Origin of the sequence: Rectinema subterraneum (assembly GCA_009768935.1) — a bacterium.
Classification (GTDB): domain Bacteria; phylum Spirochaetota; class Spirochaetia; order Treponematales; family Rectinemataceae; genus Rectinema; species Rectinema subterraneum.
Genome location: WESA01000008.1, coordinates 1 through 21,373, shown reverse-complemented (window position 1 = coordinate 21,373; position 21,373 = coordinate 1). Strand labels below are relative to the sequence as shown.

Sequence of the window (21,373 nt, the reverse complement as noted above, 5' to 3'; positions counted from 1 at the left end):
GTGTTTGAAAATCTGCTTTTCCAGGATAAGGCCAAAGAACAGCTGCTTGCGATGATTGCAAGCGGCACAGTGCCTCCTGCGCTTCTGTTTGCCGGCGCTGAAGGTTCAGGCAAGCTCACGGCTGCGCTTGAGTTTGCGCGAGTGCTTTCTTGTGAAAAAGAGGCTCTCTGGAATTGCGAATGTGCGCAATGCGCTCACCATAGAAGCCTGACCCATCCGGATTTGCTTCTCTTTGGGCCGCGTAGTTTTCCGCAAGAGCCATCGGCGGCAGCTGACTATTTTTTGCGCACCCCTAATGCGACTTCCTACTATACTTTTGTGCGCGCCGTGCGCAAATTGCTCAAGCGATTCGACCCTGCCCTGTGGTCGGGCGAGGAAGCGCGTCTCTCGAAAGCCGCCTCATCAATCGAAGCAATCGAAGAACAGCTTCAGGACATTAGTAGCATGCTCGCTTCAGGCCACACCCAAAAGCTGGGCGATACCGCAAATCGCATTGTCGAAACCGCGCTTAGCCTTGAACCCCTCGTTCCCGACGGCATTCCTGTATTTATGGTACGAAATATGGCCGCATGGGCTTCGCTCACGCCCGCAGGAAAAAGAAAGACAATCATTCTGCAAAACGCCGATACCGCCAACGAAAGCGCGCGCAACGCGATGCTCAAGATACTCGAAGAACCGCCCGAATCAGTGCGGTTTGTCCTTACTGCATCGCGGCGTGCTACTGTCATTGCGACAATTCTATCAAGATCGCGCCTCATCTCCTTCGATGCGCGAACCAGCGAACAGGCGCAGCAGATAGTGTCCCGTCTTTTTCGCACGCAAGAAAAAGTCGAGGATGTCAGTGAATTTTTCAGAAAGAAAAGCCCTTTCCCTCCCGACCGCGCTGAAAGCGCAGCTGCATTGTTTGTAGGGGCTTTGCTCGCTGATGCAATGCGGGGTGATGAGGCTATTTCAGGCGAACTTGCTTCAGCGCTTGTGAGCAAGGCCAGGGAATCCCGTGTTTCAGTGCTCGATGTATTGCGTTCGGTTTCTGAAGAAACAGGAGGTTTCGGCCTGAAAAATGCCAAATTTGCAGATGCTCCTTCTGTATTCCTGCGAGCTGTTGCCCGGCAGCTTGCCCGCATTTCTTCCGATGCTTCATCGAGCGCAGCTCTTGTGATGCTGGTCGATCGTCTGTCGTCCAAATTGCGTGATGTGGCGGTTCAAAATCGCACGTATAATCGCTCGCCCGAACTCTTGCTCGAAGCATTTGCGAACATATTTGGAGTTTCCCATGAAAGCAGTGTATGAGAACGCGCTGAGACGCATCGATCGTATTCCTCCCGAAGGACTCAAGCAGATAATCAACAACCTCTCGGCAGAGAATTCCATCTATGAAGCAGCATTGAATTCAACCCTCGACGCAATCATCGTCTGCGATCTTGAACACAAGCCGCTTTTCATCAACCGCACTGCGGAAAAAATCTTGAAACTGCCTTCCTGGACAGGGGAATTCCCGATATGGGAACAATTGAAAGATGATGAAATTGTCGGTTTTTTCCGCAAAACTCTTCTTGCGGACGAGAATATCCTCAACCGCGAGATTTCCCTGAACAGGCCTGGCGGTACACGCGTTCTTTCTATCAGCATTTCCGCGCTCCTTTCGAACGGCAGAATATCCGGAAATCTTGTTCATATGGAGGACATCACCGAAAAAAGGCGCCGTGAAGCGCAGCTGCGCCGGGCCGAGAGCCTTGCTGCGCTTACTACCCTCGCAGCAGGCGTTGCGCATGAAATCAAGAACCCCCTTGCGTCTATCCGCATTCAGCTTGGCATTATCCGCCGCATCCTCGAAAAAAACTGCAATAAAAAAACTGAATCGATTTTTCATAATATTTCTCTGGTGGAACAGGAAATAGACAGGCTCAACGCAATTGTCGTCGATTTTCTCTTTGCAGTGCGCCCGATGGATATCACCCTTATCCATGATCGCGCCGATGAGGTCGTGCGCGAAGTAGCTGAGCTCATGAGCAAGGAAGCGGAAAGCCAGAACATCCGTGTCATCACCAAATTCGATGCAGACTTGCCCAATGTGATGATCGACCGCAAGTATCTGAAACAAGCACTGCTCAATATCGTTAAAAATGCCATAGCAGCCATGCCTGAAGGCGGTACGCTGACTATTTCGGTTTCTGTCCGGAATGATGAGCTTCTGATTGCGGTATCCGATACGGGCATCGGCATTCCCGAAGAATTGCTTGCAAAGATTTTCGAGCCCTATTTTACGACAAAGGAAAGCGGCACAGGGCTCGGACTCACTATCACATTCAAAATCATAAAAGAGCACAATGGCGAAATCACGGTCGAATCATCGCCTGGCATCGGCTCAACCTTCACAATCCATCTTCCCATTCCACAGCCGGAACAGAAATCCCTTCCACCCTGGGAAGATGGCGTAAAAATCGATGGATCGCATACGGAGGATTGAATGCGCGCGACATTACTGGTTGTTGACGATGAAACAAATATACGAGAAGGCCTTGCCCAGCTTTTTTCCATGGAAGGCTACGATGTCAGGACTGCCAAGGATGGGCTCGAAGCCAAGACCATCGTCGACAGGGAAGATATCGATATCATCATAACCGACTACAAAATGGGCAGGATGAGCGGCCTTGATCTTCTGCAATATGTGGTTTCGACGCACCCCGGCATACCGGTCATCATTCTCACTGCCCACGGAAGCGTCGACAAGGCAGTGGAGGCAATGCGGCAGGGCGCATTCGATTTTGTAGCCAAGCCGCCTAATACTGACCACCTGGTAAACCTTGTCCGCCGAGCACTCGAAACGCGGGAACTGTACCGCACCAATATAGAACTCAAGGCTGAGGTCGAAAGCCAGCGGGCGCGCAGCTATATTATCGGCCAGGCACCATCCATAAAGCGAATTTTCGACCTTATCCGGAAAGTGGCGCCGACAAAAGCCAGTGTGCTTATCACGGGCGAATCGGGGGTTGGCAAGGAGCTGGTGGCTGATGCCATTCATAATCTGTCGCCCCGCAAGGACAAGCCGTTTATCAAGGTGCACTGCGCCGCGCTCGCCGAGAGCTTGCTCGAGAGCGAGCTTTTCGGGCACGAAAAGGGCGCCTTTACGGGCGCCGCGGCGCGCAAGCGGGGGCGCTTCGAGATGGCGGATGGAGGAACGCTTTTCCTCGATGAAATCGGTGAAATCAACCAAAATGTGCAAATAAAGATACTTCGCGTCCTGCAGGAGCGCAAATTCGAGCGCGTTGGCGGCGAAGAGACCATCGAAGTCGACGTGCGCCTCATCGCAGCAACCAATCGCGACCTCAAAAAGGAGATTGCGGAGGGGCGATTCCGCGAGGATCTGTATTACCGGTTGAATGTTGTGAATATCCATGTGCCGCCGCTTCGGGAACGCCGCGAAGACATTCCCTTGCTGGCGATGGCTTTCTTAAAGGAATTTTCTGAAGAAAACGGCAAGCAGATCGAAGGGTTCGACCCGAAAGCGCGCCAGGCCCTTTACACCTATGATTGGCCAGGGAATGTGCGTGAACTGCGCAATTGTGTGGAGAGCGCGGTCGTCATGGCCTCCGGCAAATTGATTACAATCGATGATCTGCCACCAGGCCCCCGCTCCAGCGGTCAGACGCGCAACATATGCATTCCGGCGCTTTCATCGATGGAAGATGCAGAGCGCATTCTCATCGCCGAAACCCTGGCGCTCGTCGGGGGCAACAAATCCAAAGCCGCGGAAATTCTCAAAATCGGAAGAAAGACGCTTTATCAGAAAATTGAGCAATATGGAATAGGGAGTCAGGAAGCGCCTGCATCCTCGGCATCCGGAGAATGAGAGTGAATCGGCGCGAATGAGGCTGCGGCGCCCCTGCTATAGAATGCCCTTGCGGCGATTCGACAGTTTCGCGCGAAGCCGCAAAATCGCTTTGGTATGCAGCTGGCTTACTCGGGATTCAGTCACTTCGAGGATCCTGCCTATTTCTCTCAGCGTGAGATTTTCATAATAATACAGGACAAGCACTTTCTTTTCTTTGTCGGGCAATTCCTGGATGGCTTCAACGATGACACGCCGGATTTCCTCGCGTTCAAGCGTGACATCCGGATTGGCGCTGTGCAGCGACTCAAGCGTGTCTCCAATCGTTCCGCCTTCGGACTCTGCGCCCATCGGCCAAATTTCCTGCAGCGAAAGTATCGAAGAGGAAGCCACTTTGGCCATTATTTTCATGAGCTCCTTTCGTTCAATGCCCATTTCCGCCGCGATTTCCTCATCGGTTGCGGGGCGGCCGAGGTGGCTTTCGAGCTTTGCGATTGCGCGCTCGATTTGCTTTGTTTTCCGGCGCACTGAGCGAGGCACCCAATCCAGCTCGCGCAAATGATCGTAAATCGCTCCGCGGATGCGCGTCACCGCATAGGTCTTGAATTTGACGTGCTTTTTCGGGTCGAATTTTTCGATCGCGTCGAGCAACCCGAAATTCCCGTAGCCAACAAGGTCGCGATATTCGACCATCGATGGCAGAGTGACCGAGACTTTCCCGGCTACATATTTTACGAGCGGACAGTACCGCAGGACGAGTTCATCACGGATATGGATGTCTGCAGTGCGGCGGTAGAGTTCCCACAATCGATTTTCTTCTAATGATGCATAGTCCATATTCCGTCCTTTTTTTCCCTTGCTAAAGGATGTATTTGCTCAAGTCCTGCTGCTGGACATAATCCTTGAAATGCTCATCCACATATGCTTTGTCGATAGTGACTTTCGTGCCTGCGTATTTGTCGGCCTCGAACGACACGTCCTCGAGAAGCCTTTCCATTACGGTCTGCAATCGCCGCGCACCGATATTCTCACTCTGCCTATTGGCGGCAGCGGCTATTTCGGCGATTCTCGCAATTGCATCTTCGGTGAATTCGAGCGTCACATCTTCGGTGCCAAGGAGCTGGGTATACTGAGTGACAAGCGCATTTTTCGGTTCCGTGAGAATGCGCACAAAATCCTCGCCAGTCAGGGCGTCAAGTTCGACACGGATAGGAAAACGCCCCTGAAGCTCGGGAATAAGATCTTGCGGCTTTGCGACATTGAAAGCACCGGCGCCAATGAACAGGATATGGGTTGTATCGACGGGTCCCCATTTCGTGTTCACAGTCGTGCCTTCGACAATCGGCAAAAGGTCCCTCTGGACGCCTTCCCGCGAAACATCAATGCCGGAAGCCCCTTTGCCCTCGCGGTTCGCAATTTTGTCCATTTCATCTACAAAGATGATTCCGGATTCTTGCGTACGGCGACGCGCTTCCTGGACAATTTTTTCCTGATCGACAAGGCGCTCTCGTTCCTCTGCCTCGAGCAGGGGGAGCGCTTCCGCGACTGTCGTCGTCTTTTTTTTCTTTTTGCCGCCGAAGAGGTTCTGAAGTCCCCCGAGCGCGATGTTCATCTCTTCGAATTGCGTGCCTGCAAAAAGCTCGATTTGCGGCCCCTGGGCAGGAACCGTTATTTCGATTTCGCGCGAGTCGAGCTTGCCTTCTCTCAGCAAAGTCCGGAATTTTTCACGCGTTTCGGTGCCTGAACTCGGTACGATTACTGTCGCCTGCGATTCGCCAACTGGCTCATCCGAGCTTGCAATGCCAGGAAGCAAAATCTCCAGCAATCTATCTTCCGCCCTGCGCTTCGCTTCTTCCGCAACCTGAGTTTCCATCTCTTCTTTCACCATTGAAACGGCTGAAGCCATGAGGTCACGCACCATGGATTCGACATCCCGGCCTACATATCCTACTTCGGTGAATTTTGTCGCTTCGACTTTGATAAAAGGAGCGCCACTCAGCTTTGCCAGCCGACGGGCAATTTCAGTTTTCCCTACTCCGGTAGGCCCGATCATGAGAATATTTTTAGGAGCGATTTCCTCGCGAATTTCTTCCGGAAGACGCTGGCGGCGAATCCGGTTGCGCAGCGCAATGGCTACCGCCTTTTTGGCTTTTTTCTGGCCGACGATATAGCGGTCCAGCTCTTCCACAATCCTGTGCGGCGTCAGCGTATCGGTTTCTGCCATTATATTTCCTCCACTACGATTCGGTCATTTGTAAAAATGCAGATGCTTGAAGCAATTTCGAGGCTTTTCTGCGCAATTTCGCGCGCTGAAAAATAGCCGGGTATGCTGGTAAGGTCAGAAACTCCCTGCGCGCCGGCCGCCTCTTCGACCCTTCGGGATGCATCGAGATATGCAATTGCCGCAGCATAGGCATAGGTGCCGCCAGAGCCGATTGCAATTGCATCTTCGCTTGGCTCCACGACATCGCCCGTGCCTGACAGCAGGAACATTTTTGTCTGATCCGCGACCAGGAGCATTGCCTCGAGCTTGCGGAGAATGCGGTCGGTGCGCCAATCCTTTGCCAGTTCGACAGAAGCCCGCGTCAAATCGCCTCCGTACTCCTGCACTTTGGCTTCGAAATGCTCGAACAGCGTAAAGGCATCCGCAGTAGCGCCCGCAAAGCCGCAGAGAACCTTACCGTTATAGATTGTCCGGATTTTCCGCGCATTGCTCTTGAGCACGGTGTTATTCATCGTGACCTGGCCGTCGCCAGCCATCGCAACATGGCCGTCTTTTCGTACGGCAAGTACCGTTGTTGCATGTATTTCCATAGTTTCCCTCACTTTCCTTTCATTTCCCTTTCGAGCCGTGCGGATGAGCCTGCTCGTACACGCGCCGCAGCCGCTCCATATCGACATGGGCATACACCTGGGTCGTCGATATGCTTGAGTGCCCGAGCATTTCCTGCACGACACGCATATCTGCCCCAGCGGCCACAAGGTGGGTCGCAAAACTGTGCCGGAAGGTATGGGGCGTCAGATGCTTCTTGATCCCTGCCTGCACACGCCGCCGCTCGACAATTTTCTCGGCACCGCGAGGGCCGAGAGGAAGGCCTTTGGCATTCACAAACAGCCGATCATGCTCCTCTATGCCGCGACGCATCATGAGGGCCGCGCGGTATGGCAGGTAACGCTTCAGCGCTGCTCTGGCGGTTTCGCAGAGGAACACAAGTCGTTCTTTTGAGCCCTTCCCTTTTACTCTGACGGAGCCAGCGCTTAGGTTGAGGCGAGGCAGTTCCATTCCACAGACTTCCGAAACCCGGCTGCCCGTCGAATACAGCACTTCCAGAAGCGCCCGGTCGCGGACATCGCGGAACGCATTGCCATCGAGGCTGTCTAGCAGGGTTTTTGTCTCTTCTTCAAAAAGGAAAGAAGGCAAAGGCCTTCCAGCAGGCACATTTTCAACCTCTCTCGCGGGATCCGCCTCATTCTGATGAAATCTGACGCGATATTTGTAAAAGCCGCGGACAGCAGACAAGGCGCGGTTCACCGATGCAGGCGCCCGTTTGTCCATGACAAGAGATCCGGCAAAGGCGCGAATATCTGTGGCATCCGCTGCGTCTACATTCTTTCCGTCCAGAAAGACTTCGTATTGCGCGAGATCACGCCTGTACACCTCTACGGTCTTGGGAGAAAGCCCGCGTACCGCTTCGAGGTATTCAAGGTAATCCACTAGCCGCGCATCCATAATTCAGGCTCCTTCCTTTCCGTCATCGCTCGAATGCAAATAGTCGCAGTCGGGATTGATGCAGGCCTTGTGCATGCCTTTTTTCTTGTCGTATTTCTCGACAAGGAACCAGCCGCACTTGGGACATGTCGCATTCGTGGGCTTGTAAAGAGTCATGAAATCGCACTCAGGATAATTCGAGCAGCCGTAGAATTTCTTGCGTCGGCCTTTGGTCGAGACCCGCGGAACAATGTCGCCGCCGCATTTCGGGCATTTTGCGAGCGGCACGGACTTTGTAAATGTACATTCAGGAAATCCTGAACAGGAAAGGAAATACCCATATCTGCCGAGTTTCTTGACGAGGGGCTTTCCACACTTCGGGCACGTTTCATTGGTTGCCTCGTCGAGAGTACCATGCATGTCCTCGAGCGCATGCATCACATCGGCTACCTTATCTTTCAGCGGAAAATAGAACTTCTTGAGCTCGCTGACCCAGTCAACTTTCTGTTCCTCGACCTTGTCCAGCATGGATTCCATTCTTGCTGTGAAGCTGGTGTTGATCACTTCCGGGAAATTCTTCGAAAGGATTTCATTGATGATCTTGCCCAGAGCGGTTGGTACGAGCTGACGTTTGTCCCGCTGGACATAGTACCGCTCGATGAGTGTTTCAATCGTAGGTGCATAGGTGGATGGCCGACCTATCCCGAGCTCTTCCAAGGCGCGCACAATTGTTGCATCCGTGTACCGCGAAGGTCCCTGCGTAAAGTGCTGCAATCCCTGAATTTTTTCTGCAACTAGGGTCTGGCCTTTTTCGAGCGGCAGCTGATGGCTTGTGCGTTCTTCTTTGGAGGCTCCAAGCCGGATCACCTTGTAGAAGCCTTCTTCCAGGAATGAGGATGCTGAAGCGCGGAACAGGCCTTCGCCTACCTGAATATCAGCTGTATAGGTGCGGATGATTGCCGGCTTCATCTGTGAAGCGACAAATCGTTCCCAGATAAGTGTATAGAGCTTGAGATGATCTCCCTTGATGTAACGGGCAGCCTCATCGGGCGTGATATCGACTCGCGTCGGACGGATAGCCTCATGGGCATCCTGGGCGGCATTGCTGACTGAGTAGCGAATTGGCGAATCGGGCGTCTGTGCGGGGAAATATTGGGCAAGCCACTCATGTGTCTCTCGCAGTGCCGACTCAGAAATACGCGTCGAATCGGTGCGCATGTAGGTTATAAGACCAAGACGCTGATGACCCATGTCGATACCTTCATAGAGCTGCTGGGCGACTTTCATTGTTTTTGTGCTGGTAAAGCCAAGTCTGTTTGCAGCGGTTTGTTGCAGTTTTGAAGTAGTAAAGGGGGGCTTGGGTTTGATAGAACGGTCAGTATACTGAATATCAGTCACAACCGCTGGCTTTCCGGAAAGCGCGGCGATAATACTGTTCGCTTGTGATTCATTTCGGATCGATGGCTTTTCCCCGTCAAACAGTGCTAGCTCGGCCCGAACCAGATGCTGATGCGCGCGCAGATGTGCATCGATCGTCCAGTATTCTTCCGGAATGAACGATTCGACCTCTTGTTCGCGGTCGCAAATGAGCTTGAGGGCGACGGATTGCACTCGTCCTGCTGAAAGTCCGGATTTTACCTTTTTCCACAAAAGCGGCGAAAGCGTATAGCCTACAAGACGATCGATCACGCGCCGCGCTTTCTGCGCTTCGACAAGACTCATATGAATATCCCGGGGCTGCGCCATGGCTTCCTGCACAGCAGGCCTTGTGATCTCGTTGAAAGTGACTCGACGTATCGGTGTATCTTTGGTCTTTTCCTTGAGATATTTCCCTATTTGATACGCAATCGCTTCTCCTTCGCGATCGGGGTCTGACGCAAGGATAATTGCGGTGGAACGCTTTGCTTCGTCGGTGAGTTCTTTGAGCTTGGCTGCCTTCCCGCGGACAGTAATGTACTCTGGCTCAAAATCATGCTCGACATCGACAGCCATGCGCGATTTCGGCAAATCGATGACCTGGCCGTTCGATGCCAAGACGCGGTAATGCGTGCCGAGATATTTCTCGATAGTGCGCGCTTTGGCCGGCGATTCGACAATTACAAGGGTTTTCTGTTTTGCAGGCTTTGCTGAAACACCAGCCATTTCCTTTTTGCTTGCAGCCATATCTATATGCTCCTTCAATCGCGGCCGATGATACCGCTTCTTCCATTTGCCCAATCCCAGGCACCGCTTCCGGACATTATTGCCATAATCTCAGCGCCGCTTCGAACTTGGCATGCGCCCTCTTTCGAAAGCGCATCTGCTCCCGCATTCCGTGAAGACCCACTGCATTCCGCAGCAACCGCGACATCTCGCCCTTCATTGAGAGCGAACTCAGCGGTTATCAGCGCGCCTGAATGCTCAGGGGCTTCAATCACTAAGGTGAGACGCGAAAATCCTGCAAGGATGCGATTCCGTTCCGGGAAACGATATCGGTCAAGGCTTACGCCTGGAGGATATTCCGTAACCAAACAGCCGCCGGCAGCGATAATCCCTGCAGCGAGAGGCCGGTTCGAAGGTGGATAGACTCTGTCGAGACCGCAGGGAAGCACGGCAATGGTCGCTTTGCCTGCGCTTTGCAGCGCGCCGCGGTGTGCCGCCGCATCAATCCCTCGCGCCAAGCCCGACACCACACAAAGCCCCGCATCTGCTGCTTCTCTCGCCAAGTGCACCGCGGCGCGCACCCCTGCCCAGGTCGGCATTCGAGTTCCGACCATTGTCACCGCTTGCAGTCCAAGGCATCGGCTGTCGCCACGCACAAACAGGCCAAACGGTGCTCTGTGGATTTCCCTTAGCAGCGGAGGGTACTCTTTGTCTGTGACACAGACAAACTTCGCGCCCATGCGCACAAGTTGCTCAGCATCTCTTTCCGCCTGCTCCCATATGCGCGCCATGTCCGGCTCTCGGGCACGTATTGAACGGTACAAAAAGCTTTCGATTTCGGCAAGGCCTAACGAAAGAAAATCTTCTTTACAGTGAATATTTTCCAGAATCAGAAGCCGCTCCTGCCAGCTCAGGAAATGCAATCTATGCAAAGCCAGTTTGAGCGGCAGTTCCACCGCATCGAGCAAGGGAATGTTTTCAGCAATTCGTTCGAGCTCGGCATGGACAAGAGAAGAGCGCATTTCGACACGTGGCTTTCGGTGTGCCATTTTCGAGATTCCTCCGTGAAGATTGACGCGCAGTTCTGCGCATGCCGCTTTCATTTTTCCGCTTCCTTTTGCCTTATTTCCTCGGGAAGTATTCTTTGTGATACATCCCGAGCGATGCCTCATCGATATGGGTATATATCTGCGTTGTCGCGATATCCGTATGTCCGAGAAGCTCCTGCACCGTTCTGAGATCTGCACCGCCTGCGAGCAGATGTGTCGCAAAACTGTGTCTGAATGTATGGACTTTTGCTTTTATTCCTGATTTGGCACGTATCTGGCTGAAACGTTTCCAAATTCCTTTGCGGGATATGCCCCTTCCTTCCTGGTTCAGAAAAACAAAATCGGATTTGCCGTTCTTCTCGAGAAGCGGCCTGGCTTCCGCGAGATATTTCTTGAGCCAGTAAAGCGCTTCATCCCCGAAGGGAACAAGCCGTTCTTTGTGCCGTTTGCCGAGCACCCGCAGCAGTTTTTCCTCAAGATACAACTGCTGAAAGGTGAGTCCTGCCGCTTCCGAAATCCTTAGCCCGCATGAGTAGATGAGTTCGAACAATGCTCTGTCCCTGAGGCCGTTAGGCGTGCTGATATCGATCGAGTCGAGCACATATTCGACAGATTCCGGCGCGAGGACATCGGGGAGATTTCTGTCCTGCCGGGGAGTCCGGATTTGGATCGACGGATCGTCGGTCCTGAACTTCTCGTTAAGGCAGAATCGATAGAACGAGTGAATGCTCGCAACTATACGCGCCATAGTCGTCCGTTGTAAGCCTGACTGCGAGCGATAGACAAGGTACGTAAGCAGATCTTCTCCGCTTGCATCGAGCGGCGTTTTTCCGTACTTCAAGAGAAAGGTTTCAAGCATCTCTATTTCCCGAATGTAGACGTCGGCAGTCAGTATTGAACGCCTGCGGGTCGAGAGGAGGTATGCTTGGAAACGCCGCACGAGAATGCTCACCGTCTGCCTCCAAAATCCTCTGACATAAGTCGCTTGTTGCGAAGTGCTGTCGGAATGTCCAACTCGTCATTGTCGCTTTCCGGGTCAAAACTGATTTTGCCAAAGTTTTCCTTGGGTGCTGGCCGGTCTCTGTCCGCGGCTGGTCTGTCGCGGTCCTGGCCCGGCCTGTCTTCGCGGAGAGGCCACTCGTTGGGGCCTAAAAACTCGCTGGGCCGTGCTGACCCGAGGGGCATACTGATTCCGCTTTTCGAAGGTGTCTTGTCGCTGAATTTTTGTCGCGCCGCGCCGAAGCCGGTCGCAATGACCGTCACTCTGACTTCATCCTTCAGCGAAGAATCGCTGACGACGCCTGCGATGATATGGGCATCTTCAGCTGCCTTGGACGTGATGAGGTCTATGACATCCTGATACTCGGTGAGCGAGAAGTCTTCGCCGCACGTTACATTGACAAGGATGTTCCGGGCGCCTTCGATGCGCGCATCGTCGAGGAGCGGATTGTTGACCGCTTTTTCGGCCGCATCCTGGGCGCGGTTTTCGCCATTTCCGACGCCGATGCCCATAATTGCATCCCCCTGCCCTTCCATCACCGTACGAACATCAGCAAAGTCGATGTTGATATCCCCTGCCAGGGTGATAAGGTCGGAAATGCCCTGCACTCCTTGCCTGAGCACTTCGTCGGCGATGCGGAAGGCTTCCTTCAGCGGCGTTTTCTTGTCCACAATCTTGAGAAGGTTCTGGTTCGGTATCACGATGACGGTATCAGCTGCTTGTTTGAGTTTGGAAAAGCCTTCTTCGGCGATGCGGTTTACAATCCTGCCCTCGAAGGTGAATGGTTTCGTCACAACAGCAACCGTAAGCGCGCCCAGATCTCTCGCAGTCTGCGCGATGATAGGAGCAGAACCGGTACCTGTGCCGCCACCCAATCCTGCAGTGACGAAAACCATATCGGCACCACGAAGAGCCTGCTCGATTTTATCGCGATCTTCGACGGCCGCTTTTTCGCCGATTTCCGGCTTACCGCCCGCACCAAGACCTTTCGTAATCTTCGACCCGATGCCAAGGCGGATTTCTGCCTTTGACCGACCAAGATCCTGCAAGTCAGTATTCACCGCAATAAACTGCACATTCTTGAGCCCGGCCATAATCATGCGATTTATCGCATTCGATCCGCCGCCTCCGGTACCGATTACTTTGATCACTGTGGGGCTGCCTATTCCATTGTCATCGACTAGTTCGATTGCCATCGTATTCCTCCTTGGCTATATTCAAAAAAACCTGTCTTTAATCCATTTGAACAGCGAGAAACTGCCTTGCTTGCCTTTTCGCACTTTTTTCCGACCGGAAGACTCGGAGACCGCTCCTGTCCTCTCCGCCTCAAGAAGGGCAACTCCTACAACTGCTGAAAATGCCGGAGAACGATATTCTGCATCGAGCCCCTGAATAGCAAGTGGCGTGCCAATCCTGACAGGAACTCCAAACACCGCTCTTGCGCAATCGTCGATATGCGGCAGCAGCGCTGAGCCCCCCGTCAGGACAACGCCCGCTTTTATGTATTCTTTGAGCCCATTTTTCACAAGGCGTTCATTCACCATCTCGAAGATTTCTTCCACGCGCGGCTGCACGATCGATACAAGCTTTCTGCGCTCAAGTTCAACTGGTTCCCGCGCGCCGAAGCCAGGTACAATCACAGTTTCCTCAGGATCTATCGCATCCGCCCAGGAAGCTCCCGATTCCTTTTTAAGCCGTTCTGCCGCATCGACCGGGATACTGAGCATAATCGAAATATCGCCGGTAATCTGGCTGCCCCCTGCAGGAATTGCTGAGGTAAACACAGGCTCGCTATCCGCGAATACCATAAAATCTGTTGTTCCACCGCCAATATCGATAAGAAGACATCCCAAATCGCGCTCATCGTCAGTGAGCACACAGCGGGCTGAGCCAAGGATACCGAGGTAGCTCTGTTCCACGCGGTATCCGGCTCTCGTGACACACTTGAACATGTTTTGCACAGTCGAAACAGAGCCCGTGATGATGTGCACCCCGCATTCCAACCGAACGCCTGTCATGTGAAGCGGATTTCTGACACCTTTCTGTTCATCGACAGTATAGGAACGGGGAATCACATGGAGTATTTCCCTGTCCATAGATATCGACACAGCGCGAGCCGCTTCATGTACGCGAACAATATCTTCCTGGGTTATCTCTCTTCCGCGCCCGGTTATTGCGACTTGGCCGTTCGTATTGAAGCTCTCCACATTTGCGCCGGATAGAGCAAGCGATACGGCACGAATATCGGCCCCTGACATGAGTTCGGCCGCATCGAGCGCGGAAGTGATGCTGTTCAGAGTTCCTTCGATATTGAGCACTACCCCACGGCGCAAACCATTCGATAGTGCTGTGCCAATACCGATAATTTCAAATTCGCCATTCTCATCGAAAGCTCCTACGATTGCCTTCGTGACGGAGGTCCCGATATCGAGGGCGACAATGCTTGTATCAGCCAGAGACGGCCTCCTTTGTTTGATACACCACAGTGCCTGATTGAAAATCAATTTCGCTGGGTTGGTTTCCATAGCCTCTCGAACGCAGAATGTCCAGCACAACCAAAGAATTACGGAGCGCATCGGCACTGAGTCTCAGCGGCATGCGCACTGCTGTTTTCATATGCACGGGATACATGAGCAATTCAGCGCTGTATTCCGAGATCCGTACTATCCGTATCTCTGAAAATGCTAAAAGCAGCTCAGGTGATTCGTTTCGAATTTTCTGAAGGTCGGCAAAAAGGGGCCCCAGCATGTCCGGCAAACGCTGGCCTGGCTGGAACTGCTCGAAATGGACTCCGGAGATCACCGGAAGATCCGGGCTTTTCGAATCTTCAGCTTCGACGAGCGCAAACGCAGTACCTTCTCCGTCTATCAGCGCGAGTTTTGATCCCTGATCAGAACTGATCATGATCACTGCAACTGCGGACCGTTCACGCACATCCACGCCGAGGGCAGAAGGCAGCATGCGAAACACACGTGCCTGCGCAACTCTCGGATTTTGCTCGATGCGAGCTTTGATCTCCTTCAAATTCAAGGTTAAAAGGCTTTCGTCGCCAATCGCGCCGATCGCAGATACAATTGCATTTTCGGTGAGCGTTTCCAGGCCGCTGATCCGGATGCTTTCTATTTTTGTAAGGCGAGGCAAAGCGACTGAGGCCACGGCGGCTAGGACACAGAAAAGCGCTAAAGCTGCAAGAATGCGAAGGCCTGAAGGCTTTTTGGCTTTCTTGGCGCGCGTTAAGGCTGCACTCAACCTGTCTGCCGATTCGGTCAATTTGACCGATGCGGGGGCTACGCGCCCCGAGGGGAAGGAAATGCGTCCCGATGCGGGGGCAACCGGGCCTGGTTCGGGGGCTACGCGCCCTGCGGGAAAAGCGGCGCGCCCTGATGCGCCTCTCGCTGGTTCAGCAGCCAGCTTGTTTGCAATACCTTTCGATGCCGCTGTTCCTGGCATCGAGGTTTCCCTTCGCGTCGTTGAATGCAGGATATTGACTGAATAGGTGTCCGAGACAGAAAGAAGGGATCGCTCATTCTGCGATTGGCTGGCCTGCGGCTGCTTAGCCTGCGGCTGCTTAGCCTGCGGCTGCCGTGTCGGCGTCCGCTCAGTTTGCGTTGTTTGCTTTTCGGCAAGCTGCCTCTCCCGCATCTCGATCTCAGTCATGTGCTGCTCCCTTCATCACAAAGGACATTTCAGAATGTGCAATTCTTTCGTGGCTGCCCGACAAATTGATAAGCACGCCGCAGGTGATAGAGGTCATCAGGGCTGCCGATCCACCTGATGAAAAAAATGGCAGGGCAAGCCCAGTTGTCGGTACAATTCCTGTCACAACAGCCAGATTCAAGAGCATTTGCGACGATAAAAGCGTAATAAGACCAAAACCGGCAAGCTTCGAAAAATAATCTGTTCTGGCAAGGCCCTTTCCGGCTCTCACCATGATAAAAGCCCATAGCGCCAGAACCACGGTCACGCCGATAAAACCAGCTTCCTCGACAAATGCAGCAAAAATGAAATCCGATTGGACCTCAGGAATAGAACTGATTTTCAAACTTCCAAGTCCGATGCCCTTTCCCCAGAGGCCACCGGCACGGATTGCCCGAAGCGCGCTGTACATCTGGTAATTCACGGTGTGCGCATGATGATCCGGCATTAAAAATCCGACCAGCCTCTCGATGCGATACTGAGAAGAAAAAATCATAAGCCCACCGTACAGAAGAGAGAAAAACCCCAGGCTCGCTATAAATACGAGCGGCGTTCCGGCAAGGTAGAGCATCGCAAGCGCAATGGCTACAACCAGAATAGAGGTCGAAAAATCCTGCTGCAGATAGATCAAAAAAGCAGATAAGCCGACGAGAACGAGTGCAGGGAACGTCGCCATTCCCGATTCGACGATGTGTTCTTTTCGTTTTTCGAGGAACGATGCAAGATACAGCACAAGAACAGGCTTCCACAGTTCCGAGGGCTGCAGGGTAAATGAACCGATGCGAATCCATCGCCTTGCATTGTTGATCATCACTCCTAGAGGACTGAACACAGGGAGCGCAAGCCCTACAATGCCTATCGCCACAACAAAAGGCAGAACGCCCCGCAAAAACCTTACAGGGAGCACTGCCACCAAAGCCATGAACACGAGAGAAACAGCATACAATATCGCTTGCTTGCCTATGATGGAATTCGGGCCACCATTGCGTATCGCAAATCCGATAGAGCCCGACCAGAGAGCAAAAAGGCCAATCATAGACAGCACAATAATGGCAGCGATCATTTGCCAGTCTGTCTGTCGCTGCTGGAGATCTTGTCTGTCTGTCCTGCTCTCTTTTTGCATAACGCCGAACCCCTATTGAATCTTCAATGTAGACAATGCAATCAAGGCAAAAATGCCGCCCAGAATCCAGAATCGGACCACAACTTTGGTTTCTTTCAGGCCCAAAAGTTCAAAATGATGATGCAGGGGCGCCATCCGGAACAATCTTTTTCCTTTTGTCATCTTGAAATAGAGCACCTGCAGCATCACTGACCCTAGCTCCATGACGAATACGCCGCCAATCACCAGAAGCAGCAGCTCTTTCTTGACCATCAGCGAAAGAACACCGAGCACACCTCCAAGGGACAGAGAGCCCGCATCCCCCATGAACACCTCAGCTGGATGCGCATTGAACCACAGAAAACCGACGCAAGCTCCCAACAGCGCAAAATTGAACACGGTCAGTTCGCTCGCCTGCTTGATGTAGGGAATACCCAGGTACTGCGACCAGTCAGCACGACCCGTGATATATGTCAGGATTGAAAACGCCAGAATCGCAAAAATGACGAGTCCCGATGCCAGCCCGTCCAACCCATCCGTGATATTCACTGCATTGGACCAGGCCGTCACGTAGATCATCGCAATGGGCAGCCAGAATGCACCGAGATCGATAACATGCACCTTGAAGAAGGGGACATAGAGCTTTGTGGCAGTAGGACCCGTAATCCGGTAAATCGCATATGCAGCCGCCCCGGACACTACGAACTGCAAAGCCAGCTTCTGGATTGGCGACAGCCCGTCAGATGTATGCTTTTTGATCTTGAGCAAATCATCCGCAGCACCTATCAGCCCAAAGCCCACAAGCGACAGAAGCGCTATCCAGCTATATCCGCTCTTTACATCGATCCAGAGCACCACTGAAACTACAACAGCCAGAATGATGAGAATTCCGCCCATCGTAGGCGTGCCGGTCTTGGCGAGGTGCGTCTGCGGCCCGTCGGTCCGTATCGATTGGCCAAATTTGAGCACGCGCAGCTTTTCGATCATCCAGGGTCCGATCAGATAGCAGATCACCAATGCAGTGACTGCCGCATACGCCGAACGGAAGGTGAGATAGCGGAATATATTGAAAGGAGTAAAGTATTTTACAAGAGGAAGAAAAATCTCACGAAGCATGTGAACCTCCTGAAGCCTTGCCAGACGGAGACAGAAATCCTTTTTCCTCCAATGCCTTTGTCAGCCTCTCGAGCGCCATGCCTCGCGAGCCTTTGACAAGAAGAAGATCTCCTGGCTGCACAAAGCCTGAAACCGCTTCGATAAGTTCATTCATGCTGTCAGTGAGCATAAGCATGCCTTTGAACGAGCGCCCCTTGAGCGCCGCCTCTGCCGCTGCCATTTCCTGGCCAAACAGAAAAATCGCTTCTGCTCCTGAATTGCCGGCCATGAGGCCGACATTTTCGTGGGCTCGTTCGCTTTCTTCGCCCAGCTCCAGCATCGAACCAAGCACGAGAATCTTTCTGTTATCCGAAGGAAGCGCCGAAAAGAACTCGATAGCAGCCGCAATGCTGTCCGGATTGGCGTTATAGCAATCCTGCAAAACAGTGATTCTGCCTTCCCGAATTTCAGATCTTCCAAAAAGTGGCTTTACTGAGGAAAGGCCACGGCTCGCCTGTGCAGGATCGAGCTCGAGCATATTCGCAATCGACAACGCTGCACATGCATTGAGCAGATTGTGCTGTCCGGGAAACCCAAATTCGATGGTTTGCTGCTTCCATCCGATACGCCACCCTTTCAGGCCAAGATTTTCGATCTTTTCGATCCCTTCGGTGCTTTTCAGCCCATAGTAGTGGACTGTTCCGCGCACCAGGGAAGCCAGGAACTGCCGATACTGGTCGTCTTCCCACAAAAGAGCTTTCTGGTGGCCATCAAAATGCGAAAATATCTTGCCTTTTTCTTTGGCGATCTCATCGCGCGAGCCAAACATGCCAATGTGCGCGGTGCCGATATTAGTAATAACTGCAATATCCGGCTCGTACATGCTGGCAAGCTCGTCCATTTCGCCTTTGCGGTTAATGCCCATTTCGAATACGCCAATTGTATGCTGCGGGCGCAGATCGAAGAGCGCGAGCGCAAGTCCGATGTCCGAATTCAAGTTGCCCGGGCTCATGGCGACGCTTTCGGGCGGATAGCATGCAGAGAGAATGGCAGCAATACATTCCTTAGTTGTTGTTTTCCCGCTCGAACCAGTGACCCCGATTCTGAGAAGGCTGTTTCTGCGCCGATATTCGCACGCAGCCTGCTGAATACCCTTCATCGTCGAATCAACCAGAATGAGGCAAATTTTTTCGCCCATATTTGAAGCGTGTATGGCATCGAGCGCCATGTCGCGGCGGGAAAATTCAGCCATAACAACGCGCGCGCCATTTTCAATTGCTTGTTTTATATAGAGATGTCCGTCGGTGCGTTCGCCTTTGAGCGCCACGAACATGCTGTCAAGTTTCGCCGCGCGCGAATCCGCAACAACCGATCGGATGGGAGCATCGAGAAAACCTTTACATGCACCGCCAATAAGGCCGGCAAGTTCTCCTGCGCGGAACAGTACAGGAAGTTCAGCGGTCGGCAGGTCAGGGTTTGCCATTTGTGCTTGCCTCCTGCTTGTTTCCTGCCTGAATGTCCGTGACAATTATTCGCTGTTCGGGAGCAGCGATTTGCATGCCGTTTTTCAGCGCCGCTTTTTCGATGCGCTCCAGGCTCACAAGTTTTGCAATATTCGCATCGAGCTCCTTGCCGGTCTTTATCAAGTCCATCTCCATCCGCTGGAGCGAAATTACGTTCGATTTCAGCGCAGCATAGCGACTAGTCTGAAATACCAGCAAACCGATGAATAAACAGGTGATAATTGCCAATATCCAGAAACGCCTCGCATTCATGCTGATGCTCCTTGCGCTTGCTCCGAGCGCATGGCAACAGCCCGTATAGCGCGGAATTTTGCCGAGCGCGAAGGCGGGTTTGCCTTTATCTCTTCAAGGGAAGGTCCTCTTGGCTTTTTCCATTCAAGCGAAAACCGGCCAGTTTTTGCCTTTTCAGCAAAAAAGTGCTTTACGATGCGATCCTCAAGAGAGTGAAAACTGATCACCGCGCATATTCCGCCAGGAGCCAGTAATTCCAGCGCGCTTACAAGCGCCCGCTCTATGCGGCCCAGTTCATCATTCACCGCAATGCGTAGCGCCTGGAAAGTACGCGTGGCTGGATGGATCCGTCCATGGCGATATTGTGCAGGAACCGCATCTGCAATAATCGACGCAAGGCGTGCGGCACTATGGATGCTTTCCTTTTTGCGCGCAGCGACGATGGCATGTGCAATACGGCGTGAATAACGCTCTTCTCCATAGGCATAGATAAGATCTGCAAGTTTTGCTTCCGAGAGCTGGTGAATCAGCTCTTCTGCAGAAGCAGGGGCATCGGGCGAAAAGCGCATGTCGAGCGGTTCATCCGCTGAATATGAAAAACCTCTGCCTGAAGCGCCCAGTTGATAGCTAGATAGTCCGAGGTCGAAAAGAATGAATGAAGCACGCGGAGCATGACTGCTATTGCAAAGATCGGAAAGATTCGCGCCCAAAACCTTGCCAGCAGAGCTACAGACACACAAATCCGCGAGCGCATCATCGTAATATGCATTGATAATAGAAAGCCGCTCCGCAAAGCGGGAAAGCCGCCCAAATGCCCGCTCGCACGCATCAGGATCTGCATCGATTCCGACGCATCGCAGATCAGGATACATGGACAGAAGGGCCTCTGCATGGCCTCCCGCGCCCAGCGTGCAATCGATATACAGGGACAGAGGTTGTATCTTTGCAGCAAGCCCCTGCACTTCCTCGAGCATCACCGGCACGTGGAGGAATAATTCTGCAGCCTTGCCCTCTATCTGTTCAGGCATGTGTCCCCCTTACGACAATGTCAGCCCGCCGAGTTCTTCGGCCGCTGACAGGAATTCTGATTGATTCTCCGCAAGATATGCTTGATACCGCTGGCTGTCCCAAATTTCCACATACCGCGAAATTCCAAGTATGATGCATTCCTTGGAAAGCCCTGCCCAATCGCGCAGGCTCTGGGGAATCGAAATGCGGCCAAGCTTGTCGACCTCGACTTCTTGTGCCGGTGCAATAATTCTTCTTTGGATAAGGCGCGACCGCGCTTGGAATAAGCTGGTGGAAGCGAGAATGCGCTGCGAAAGCTCTTCCCATTCTTCCGGTGCAAAGAGCCACAGACAAGTATCGACTCCTTGCGTGAGCACCAGGCTCGAAGGCAGATCCGAGCGCAAGCGGGCAGGCAGGGAAAGCCGTCCCTTCTCGTCGAGCATGTTCTTGAACTCGCCAGTCAGCAGTTTCATTTCCACTATTTCCTACAATTTCCCACTATTTCCCACTCACTTATCATTTTATGACGTAATTTCATGCTGTCAACGAAACTTGAGAAAAAAGAATAGACAGAAAACGAAAAATGCGTATTTTTAGCTACACACATGTATAGCAATGCCGATATTTGAGGATTTTGAGCTTATAGAAGGAATTATTAGTGCTCTCAACCTTGTGTAAACGAGGGCACAGAGAAGAACGCACCTCGGCAATCAAGCACACGCTGTTCAACCGAGCGCCAGCCTAGGAATATACTCCGCCTTCTCCTTCCCCGGTGTCCGCCATTCCTTCTTCCAGCTTCTCGCCATGGTCGGGCTCAAAGGGCTTCGTGTCAGAAACGCCCGTTCTTCGAAAAAGCTTCTATATACATTCTCGAGCGCAGTTGCATCGATGCCGCTCGCCTCGGCATGGGTAGCGGGTCTTCGGCCTTTCGGCCAGCGGATACGGTAGGGCTTTAAGTAGTTGTGCCACATAAGGTAGGCCCAGAGGCG

At 52.7% G+C, this 21,373-nt stretch carries 19 protein-coding genes and 1 pseudogene; 3 read left to right on the top strand and 17 right to left on the bottom strand.

What is annotated here, in order from left to right; genetic code table 11:
• The 3 genes from GAP13_RS03750 to GAP13_RS03740 are packed head-to-tail and all read left to right on the top strand — an operon-like array spanning position 1 to position 3,850.
• The gene (locus GAP13_RS03750; protein ID WP_158906334.1) at positions 1 to 1,290 is read left to right on the top strand and encodes a DNA polymerase III delta subunit-related protein; all 1,290 of its coding nucleotides are present in this window, start codon (positions 1 to 3) and stop codon (positions 1,288 to 1,290) included.
• Entirely contained in the window at positions 1,274 to 2,467 is a 1,194-nt protein-coding gene (locus GAP13_RS03745) for a two-component system sensor histidine kinase NtrB (protein WP_158906332.1), read from the top strand. Before GAP13_RS03750 ends, GAP13_RS03745 begins: the two co-directional genes overlap by 17 nt.
• The gene (locus tag GAP13_RS03740) at positions 2,468 to 3,850 is read left to right on the top strand and encodes a sigma-54-dependent transcriptional regulator (RefSeq protein WP_158906330.1); all 1,383 of its coding nucleotides are present in this window, start codon (positions 2,468 to 2,470) and stop codon (positions 3,848 to 3,850) included.
• A gap of 36 nt (positions 3,851 to 3,886) precedes the next feature.
• Here GAP13_RS03740 and whiG read toward each other — a convergent pair.
• The 17 genes and pseudogenes from whiG to GAP13_RS03655 form a co-directional block, all read right to left on the bottom strand.
• Positions 3,887 to 4,675: pseudogene (gene whiG, locus GAP13_RS03735) on the bottom strand (RNA polymerase sigma factor WhiG); the annotation flags it as partial.
• 13 nt (positions 4,676 to 4,688) lie between these two features.
• Entirely contained in the window at positions 4,689 to 6,056 is a 1,368-nt protein-coding gene (gene hslU, locus GAP13_RS03730; protein ID WP_371709514.1) for an ATP-dependent protease ATPase subunit HslU, read from the bottom strand.
• The gene (gene hslV / locus GAP13_RS03725; RefSeq protein WP_158906324.1) at positions 6,053 to 6,643 is read right to left on the bottom strand and encodes an ATP-dependent protease subunit HslV; all 591 of its coding nucleotides are present in this window, start codon (positions 6,641 to 6,643) and stop codon (positions 6,053 to 6,055) included. The genes hslU and hslV overlap by 4 nt, the downstream gene beginning before the upstream one ends.
• A 19-nt stretch (positions 6,644 to 6,662) precedes the next feature.
• Entirely contained in the window at positions 6,663 to 7,559 is an 897-nt protein-coding gene (locus GAP13_RS03720; RefSeq protein ID WP_158906322.1) for a tyrosine recombinase, read from the bottom strand.
• Between the two features lie 3 nt (positions 7,560 to 7,562).
• Positions 7,563 to 9,701, bottom strand: a complete 2,139-nt coding sequence (gene topA / locus GAP13_RS03715; protein ID WP_241864281.1) for a type I DNA topoisomerase — start codon at positions 9,699 to 9,701, stop codon at positions 7,563 to 7,565.
• Between the two features lie 14 nt (positions 9,702 to 9,715).
• On the bottom strand, positions 9,716 to 10,783 hold the full coding sequence (dprA, locus tag GAP13_RS03710) for a DNA-processing protein DprA (RefSeq protein WP_158906319.1): 1,068 nt from the start codon (positions 10,781 to 10,783) through the stop codon (positions 9,716 to 9,718).
• 19 nt (positions 10,784 to 10,802) lie between these two features.
• Positions 10,803 to 11,681: a site-specific tyrosine recombinase gene (locus GAP13_RS03705; RefSeq protein WP_158906316.1), complete on the bottom strand. Its 879-nt coding sequence runs from the start codon at positions 11,679 to 11,681 to the stop codon at positions 10,803 to 10,805.
• Positions 11,678 to 12,925, bottom strand: coding sequence for a cell division protein FtsZ (gene ftsZ, locus GAP13_RS03700; protein ID WP_158906314.1), 1,248 nt, complete (start codon positions 12,923 to 12,925; stop codon positions 11,678 to 11,680). Before ftsZ ends, GAP13_RS03705 begins: the two co-directional genes overlap by 4 nt.
• Positions 12,926 to 12,946: 21 nt before the next feature.
• Positions 12,947 to 14,254: a cell division protein FtsA gene (ftsA, locus tag GAP13_RS03695; protein WP_158906312.1), complete on the bottom strand. Its 1,308-nt coding sequence runs from the start codon at positions 14,252 to 14,254 to the stop codon at positions 12,947 to 12,949.
• A complete protein-coding gene (locus tag GAP13_RS03690; protein ID WP_158906310.1) occupies positions 14,178 to 15,386 on the bottom strand; it encodes a cell division protein FtsQ/DivIB in 1,209 nt (402 codons plus the stop codon). The genes ftsA and GAP13_RS03690 overlap by 77 nt, the downstream gene beginning before the upstream one ends.
• Positions 15,379 to 16,548, bottom strand: coding sequence for an FtsW/RodA/SpoVE family cell cycle protein (locus tag GAP13_RS03685; RefSeq protein WP_158906308.1), 1,170 nt, complete (start codon positions 16,546 to 16,548; stop codon positions 15,379 to 15,381). The genes GAP13_RS03690 and GAP13_RS03685 overlap by 8 nt, the downstream gene beginning before the upstream one ends.
• 12 nt (positions 16,549 to 16,560) lie before the next feature.
• Positions 16,561 to 17,643, bottom strand: a complete 1,083-nt coding sequence (gene mraY / locus GAP13_RS03680; protein ID WP_158906307.1) for a phospho-N-acetylmuramoyl-pentapeptide-transferase — start codon at positions 17,641 to 17,643, stop codon at positions 16,561 to 16,563.
• Positions 17,633 to 19,105, bottom strand: a complete 1,473-nt coding sequence (locus GAP13_RS03675; protein ID WP_158906305.1) for a UDP-N-acetylmuramoyl-tripeptide--D-alanyl-D-alanine ligase — start codon at positions 19,103 to 19,105, stop codon at positions 17,633 to 17,635. The genes mraY and GAP13_RS03675 overlap by 11 nt, the downstream gene beginning before the upstream one ends.
• Positions 19,092 to 19,397: a hypothetical protein gene (locus tag GAP13_RS03670; RefSeq protein ID WP_158906303.1), complete on the bottom strand. Its 306-nt coding sequence runs from the start codon at positions 19,395 to 19,397 to the stop codon at positions 19,092 to 19,094. The genes GAP13_RS03675 and GAP13_RS03670 overlap by 14 nt, the downstream gene beginning before the upstream one ends.
• Positions 19,394 to 20,404 (bottom strand): 16S rRNA (cytosine(1402)-N(4))-methyltransferase RsmH, encoded by a 1,011-nt coding sequence (gene rsmH, locus GAP13_RS03665; protein ID WP_158906301.1) that lies wholly within the window; start codon positions 20,402 to 20,404, stop codon positions 19,394 to 19,396. The genes GAP13_RS03670 and rsmH overlap by 4 nt, the downstream gene beginning before the upstream one ends.
• A gap of 9 nt (positions 20,405 to 20,413) precedes the next feature.
• Positions 20,414 to 20,857 carry a division/cell wall cluster transcriptional repressor MraZ gene (gene mraZ, locus GAP13_RS03660; RefSeq protein ID WP_186338818.1) on the bottom strand — a complete coding sequence of 148 codons (444 nt, stop codon included), beginning with the start codon at positions 20,855 to 20,857 and terminating at the stop codon, positions 20,414 to 20,416.
• Positions 20,858 to 21,109: 252 nt separating this feature from the next.
• Positions 21,110 to 21,373: hypothetical protein (locus GAP13_RS03655; protein ID WP_503473368.1), on the bottom strand; the 264-nt coding region annotated here is incomplete at its 5' end.